Origin of the sequence: Rubrivirga sp. (assembly GCF_049648075.1) — a bacterium.
Lineage (GTDB): Bacteria > Bacteroidota > Rhodothermia > Rhodothermales > Rubricoccaceae > Rubrivirga.
In genome coordinates this window covers 1-5,572 of the sequence record NZ_JBARYR010000745.1, presented here as the reverse complement: position 1 = coordinate 5,572, position 5,572 = coordinate 1, and the positions used below count along the sequence as shown (strand labels likewise).

6 protein-coding genes and 1 pseudogene are annotated in these 5,572 nt (G+C 67.8%); 2 read left to right on the top strand and 5 right to left on the bottom strand.

Annotated features, from left to right (window positions below):
• From rpsP to WBA11_RS19700, 4 genes are all read right to left on the bottom strand, one after another.
• Positions 1-383: 30S ribosomal protein S16 (rpsP, locus tag WBA11_RS19715; RefSeq protein ID WP_424522336.1), on the bottom strand; the 383-nt coding region annotated here is incomplete at its 3' end.
• Between the two features lie 87 nt (positions 384-470).
• A complete protein-coding gene (ffh, locus tag WBA11_RS19710) occupies positions 471-1,823 on the bottom strand; it encodes a signal recognition particle protein (RefSeq protein WP_424522335.1) in 1,353 nt (450 codons plus the stop codon).
• 232 nt (positions 1,824-2,055) lie between these two features.
• Complete coding sequence (locus tag WBA11_RS19705; RefSeq protein WP_424522334.1) at positions 2,056-3,114, bottom strand: hypothetical protein; 1,059 nt, start codon at positions 3,112-3,114, stop codon at positions 2,056-2,058.
• Between the two features lie 30 nt (positions 3,115-3,144).
• A complete protein-coding gene (locus WBA11_RS19700) occupies positions 3,145-3,531 on the bottom strand; it encodes a hypothetical protein (RefSeq protein WP_424522333.1) in 387 nt (128 codons plus the stop codon).
• Positions 3,532-3,677: 146 nt separating this feature from the next.
• Between WBA11_RS19700 and WBA11_RS19695 the strand changes: the two genes are divergently transcribed.
• Positions 3,678-4,946 (top strand): hypothetical protein, encoded by a 1,269-nt coding sequence (locus WBA11_RS19695; protein WP_424522332.1) that lies wholly within the window; start codon positions 3,678-3,680, stop codon positions 4,944-4,946.
• A 75-nt stretch (positions 4,947-5,021) separates the two neighbouring features.
• Here the strand turns inward: WBA11_RS19695 and WBA11_RS19690 are convergent, their stop codons facing one another.
• Entirely contained in the window at positions 5,022-5,384 is a 363-nt protein-coding gene (locus WBA11_RS19690) for a carboxymuconolactone decarboxylase family protein (protein ID WP_424522331.1), read from the bottom strand.
• Here WBA11_RS19690 and WBA11_RS19685 point away from each other — a divergent pair.
• Positions 5,383-5,572 (top strand): annotated as a pseudogene (locus tag WBA11_RS19685) (5-formyltetrahydrofolate cyclo-ligase); the annotation flags it as partial. The gene WBA11_RS19690 and the pseudogene WBA11_RS19685 overlap by 2 nt on opposite strands.

Below are 5,572 nucleotides of genomic sequence, written 5' to 3'. Positions count from 1 at the left end.
ACCTCGAGGGCAGCGGCGCGGCGCTCGGCGCGTGTCTTGGTCTTCCCGCCCTCGGCCTTCTCAGCACGGCGGGCCTTGAACTCCTCCAAGGCCGTCTCGATCTCCTCGGCCTCCTTGCCCTGCTGGGTCAGCGCCCACTGGAGCAAGATGCCCTCTTTCTGGAGCAGGTTGCGGACCGTGTGCGACGGCTGGGCGCCCTGACCGAGCCAGTAGATCACGCGCTCGGCGTCGATCTTGACCATGGCGGGCTCGGAGACGGGCTCGTAGCGGCCCAGGTCCTCGATGAAACGGCCGTCGCGGGGCGAGCGGCTATCGGCGGCGACTAGGCCAAAGATGGGGAGCTTGCGGCGCCCCATGCGGCGGAAACGGAGTTTGACGGACATGCGGGTTGGGTGTTGAAAGTTGAAAGTGAGGGCGTTGAAGGTTGGAAGCGCGTCCTCGAGGACGTTCCCACGTTCAACATTCCACGTTTAACGGCCTGCGAGGAGGGCGGAGGGGTCGATGGAGCGGCCCTTGCCCTGGAGCTTGCTCATGGTCTTCATGAGCTTCTTCATCTCGCGGAACTGCTTGAGCAGCGCGTTGACGTCCTGGACCTCCAAGCCGGCGCCCTTGGCGATCCGGCGGCGGCGCGAGCCGTTGATCTTCTCGGGCGTGGCCCGCTCGTACGGCGTCATCGACTGGATGAGCGCCTCGATGTGGCGGAACGCGTCGTCGTCGACCTCGAGGGACTTGAGCTGCTTGCCGACGCCGGGGATCATGCCCAGGAGGTCCTTCAAAGACCCCATGTTCTTGATCTTCTGGAGCTGGTCGTAGAAGTCCTGCAGGTCGAACTCCTGGGAGCGGAACTTGCGCTGCAGCTTTTCGGCCTCCTCGGCGTCGAACTGCTCCTGGGCCTTCTCGACGAACGAGACGACGTCGCCCATGCCCAGGATGCGCTGGGCCATCCGGTCGGGGTAGAACTCGGTGAGCGCGTCGAGCTTCTCGCCGGTGCCGGCAAACTTGATCGGCTTCTCGACGACGGACCGAATGCTCAGGGCCGCGCCACCGCGCGTGTCGCCGTCGAGCTTGGTCAGGACGACGCCGTCGATGTCGAGCTTGTCGTTGAACGCCTTGGCCGTGTTGACCGCGTCCTGGCCCGTCATGGCGTCCACGACGAACAGGATCTCGTCGGGCTCGGTCGCGGCCTTGATGGCGACGACCTCGTCCATCATCGCCTCGTCCACGTGCAGGCGGCCCGCCGTGTCGATGATGATGGTGTCGCGGCCCATCCGCCGTGCCTCGGCGACGGCCTGCCGTGCGACCTCGACGGCGTCCTTGAGAGGCACGCCATCGTCGCCGCGGATCGCAAAGACCGGCACGCCGACCTGGCCGGCAAGCGTTTCGAGCTGGTCCACGGCCGCCGGGCGGTACACGTCGGCGGCGGCCACCATCGGCGACTGGCCCTTCGACTTGAGGTGCAGCGCCAGCTTGCCGACGAACGTGGTCTTGCCGGCGCCCTGAAGCCCGGCGACCAGGATCACCGTCGGCGGCTTCTTGGCCTTGTTGAGGTCCACGTGGACGTCACCCAACAGGTAGACCAGCTCGTCGTAAATGGCCTTGACGAACTGCTGGCCGGGGTTGACGGCCTGCAACACCTTGTCGTCGGTGACGGCCTCGCGGACCTTGTTCGTAAAGCTCTTGGCGACGCCGTAGTTGACGTCGGCGTCGAGGAGCGCCCGCCGGACCTCGCGCATCGTCTCGGCGATGTTGAGGTCGTTGATCTTGCCCTCGCCCTTCACGGACTTGAGGGCGGCGTCGAGCTTGTCGGACAGCGTATCGAACATGCGGAGAGTGCCGGGTAGGGACGGGGATCACGAGTCTGCCGGAGGGCAGGCCGCACGAGCGAGGGCGGAGCCGGGGCGGGCCTGGCGTCCAAGCCGAGGCTCCGCGGATGCGGCCGGACCCTCGCCCGGATGTCCGGGACGAGGCGACGACAAAGGTAGGAGGTCCGTCCTCAAGGACGCGTGAAGGGCAGGCGGAAACGGCGTGCCGGCCTCGAGGACGCTGACTGCTCCTCTAGCGGGTCGCTGCCTGCCGGATCACGTCGAACGAGGCCGTCCGCCTCAGGTCCGCGTCGATGAGGAACGAGTTGGGGTGGGCGATGTCCGCACCGCGCTCCTCGACCAGCTTGAAGAAGTAGGCTCGCTCGATCCCCATGCCCGCCAAGGTCTCGACGTAGTCCTCGACGAGCGAGGCCTCGAACGACTCCCCGCCCGGCTCGAGCGTCGGGTGCGGACCTCCGAACTCGCTCACCAAAAACCGAAGACCGTTCGTCCGGCCCGCATCGGTCGCGAGTTGCGTGACCGCGTCTCGGTACTCGGGCCAGCTCCAGTAGTCGTCGTACAGGTGGAGATCGACGGCGTCGTAGCGGACCTGTCCGACGACGGCTCGGGCGGCCTCGAGGGTGGCCGGCCCCTCCCGCTCCGCCGCCGCGATCTCCGCCGCCGAGTACAGAGGCCCGCCCTCGAGGACGACGTTCCCGATTCGGCCCTGGAGGAACGCGAGCTCGTGGAGACCGCCAATAGAAAACGAGCTCAGCGCCACCTCGGGCCTGCTCGAGGACGGCAGTCGTTGGACCTCGTCGTGGAGCACGTTCGCCAGCCGAATGAACGTCTCGACGTCGCCCCCTGCGAACCGCTCGAGCTCGGTGTTCCACTCGTTGCCGAACTGGACCCAATCGAGGACGGCCCCGACACGGCGGAGCAGTTCGCGGACGTACTCGCGGAACTCGTCCTCCTGCTCGCCGGCCGAGAGCGCACCGAGCCAGTCGGGGAGCCCCTTGATCTCGAACGTCAGAAACACCTCGACGCCCGCGTCCTCGAGGGCGGACAGTCGGTCTTCGAGAGGTCGCCAGACGTGGACGTCGCGCTCAGGCTCCCGAAGCGCCCACTGCTGTCCGATCCTGACGTGACGGATGCCCAGCGTCCCGAGCTGGTCGATCGTGAACGCCCGTTGCTCTCGGTCCGCGACAGGTGGGAACGCGATCCCGAGCGGGAGCCCGGATGGCCTCACGTCCGGGGCCTGGCTCGAGCACCCGACGAGCATCGCGAGCCCGAGAAGAGGTATCCGTCGCATGTCGCTCACAGGCACCCCGTGGGGCCCAGATTACGCCGACGCATCCACGTCCGCGCCGCCCTCGAGGACGAGCGCCGGCGGCAGCGCGTCGACACCGAGGACCGCCAGGGCCTCCTCCATCGTCTGGACCACGTAGGCGTCCTCTCCACTTCGCCGAAGCAAGCGGACCAACATCGGAGAGAACATCGACTCGGAGAGGGACTCGCTCTCGACCAAAACATCGCGCCCTCCCTCGCCCTCGAGGGCGGTGTCCTCCACCATCGCTTCGACGAGCGGAGACACGTCGTCGGGCTGGACGACGTGCGACCGCACGCTCGAGCAGTCCCAGATCGCGTCGAACGAGGCTCGCCAGTCAGCGTCGCCGTGAACCGTACTGACAATGTGCTCCATGTCGGGACCGGTCAATGTCCCGATCATTCGGGCCAGACTCAACCCGGTGCCAGGGTCGACGACGTACTCGAACGCAGCGGAAGGGCTCAGTCGAATCACGGGAAGGCGGGTCGGAACAGGGATGAACCTGTAATCTCTCGGCCGGCCCATCGCGTTCCCACCTTCGCACCATAATGACGCATAACGACTGGTGGTCTTTCTCCCTCGGGGACGACCGCACCGACGCGGACGCCAACCGCCTCGAGGACGACGCCGGACGGCCGCTCGTCGGCGCGGTGCCGGGCGAGCGGAGTTCCCTCGACTACGCCGGATACCTCGGCCTCGAAGGCTTGCTGAGCGCTGGCACGCCGTCCTCGACGGTGCCCGACGAGCGTGCGTTCGTGACGGTTCACCAGTTGTGCGAGGTCGTTTTTAAGCAGATGACGTTCGACTTGGCCGTCATTACGGCCACGCTCGAGCGGTTGCGCGGCCTCGACGAAGCGGGTCGAACGGCGATGGCCCTGGCGGAGGGCGAGGTGGACGACGAGGCGTCACGAGCCGCCGCGTTCTGGCGACCGGCGATCACCGCCTCGAACCGGCTCCGTCACGCCGCACGACGCCTGCTCCCACCCGTCATGGAACTGATGGGCCGAAACGGGGAGGACGACGTCCTGTTCTCGCGCGTCGAGTTCGCGCACTTCCGCGCGCATCTCGAGCCCTCGAGCGGCTTCCAGGCCGCCCAGCTCCGTCTGATCCAGCGCGCCTTGGGGAAAGCGCCGCTCCTCGACCTCCGCGTCTTCCCTGGCGACGCGTACGGGCAGCACTACACCGGATCGCCCTGCGGCCACGTCTCGCTCGCAGACCCCGTCGTCCTTCGGGAAGGAGCTGTGACGGCCTCTCCGCCGCCCAGCAGCCCCGCGTCGCAGGCCGCCCGGCTCGACACGGCAGCCCACGACTTGCTCGCCTCGCTTCCGTCTCTCGGCCGCGACCTCCCTCCTCCCCCAGCCGTCTCTCGAATCCACGAGGGCGACGTCGATCGGGCTGTGAGCCGCTTTCGCGCCACGCTCGGCTCGGCCGGCCTCGAGAGCCGCCAGGCCGGCGAAGCCAACGGAACCGCTCACGGCGCCGTCGACGACTTCCGGTCCGACCTCGAGGACGCGGCGGCCGCAGAGAACGCTCGGCGGGACACGATGGGATCCGCGCGAGAGGGCGCGTACTACCTCCAGACGCGGGCGCCCGAGAGCGCCCTGGCTCACATTTTAACGCGTGTCGCGGCGACGGACAACGCGCTCCACTCGCCGTCCGACGGCAGCTTTCTCACGGTCCATCGCCGGACCGTCCGCCGCCACGTGGCCGACGAGTCCGGCACGGGCGGCGGCGGGATGCCCTACTTGGTAACGAGCCAGCGCTACCTCCTTCCGCTGTTCCCCGCGCTGGTCGCCTGGCAAGACCTCGAGGTGTGATCGGAGGGATGTGGGAGGAGGGATACGAGCAGAGTTGACCGACTAGAATTGGCCGGGACGGTATCCCTCCATCCCCTATCCCTCTGCATCCCTCGCCCTCAACAAGTCGATCGTCTCGACAGCGTGGCGCAGGTGCGGGATCACGATGCTCCCGCCGACGACGAGCGCTACGTTGAGCGCGTCCATCATCTCGGCATCCGAGTAGCCTGCCTCGGCGCACTGCTCGAGGTGGTAATCGATGCAGTCGTTGCAGCGCAGGACGGCCGAGGCCGTGAGCCCCAGCAACTCCTTCGTCCGCCCGTCGAGGGCGCCGTCGCGGTACGCGGCCGTGTCGAGGTTGAAGAACCGCTTGATGCCGAGGTGGTCACCCTCGTCCAGAATGCGCGCGTTCATGCGGGCGCGGTAGTCGTCGAAGCGGTCGAGGCGAGATTCGGACATGGACTCTACGAAGGTGACGGCGGAGAAAGCGGCGCTGCGCGAGCGGTTCCGAGCGCTGCGGCGCACCCGGATCGACGACGGGGCGAGCGCCTCGAGCGCGCGCCGCGTCGAGACGGTCCACGACGGCCTCGAGGCCGACACGGTCCACCTGTTCTGGCCGCTCCCCGGCGAGGTCGACCTCCGCGACC

Coding starts and splice junctions, on each gene's coding strand:
- ffh (WP_424522335.1), bottom strand. CDS start 1,823: ATGTTCGATACGCTGTCCGACAAGCTCGACGCCGCCCTCAAGTCCGTG.
- WBA11_RS19705 (WP_424522334.1), bottom strand. CDS start 3,114: ATGCGACGGATACCTCTTCTCGGGCTCGCGATGCTCGTCGGGTGCTCG.
- WBA11_RS19700 (WP_424522333.1), bottom strand. CDS start 3,531: ATGATCGGGACATTGACCGGTCCCGACATGGAGCACATTGTCAGTACG.
- WBA11_RS19695 (WP_424522332.1), top strand. CDS start 3,678: ATGACGCATAACGACTGGTGGTCTTTCTCCCTCGGGGACGACCGCACC.
- WBA11_RS19690 (WP_424522331.1), bottom strand. CDS start 5,384: ATGTCCGAATCTCGCCTCGACCGCTTCGACGACTACCGCGCCCGCATG.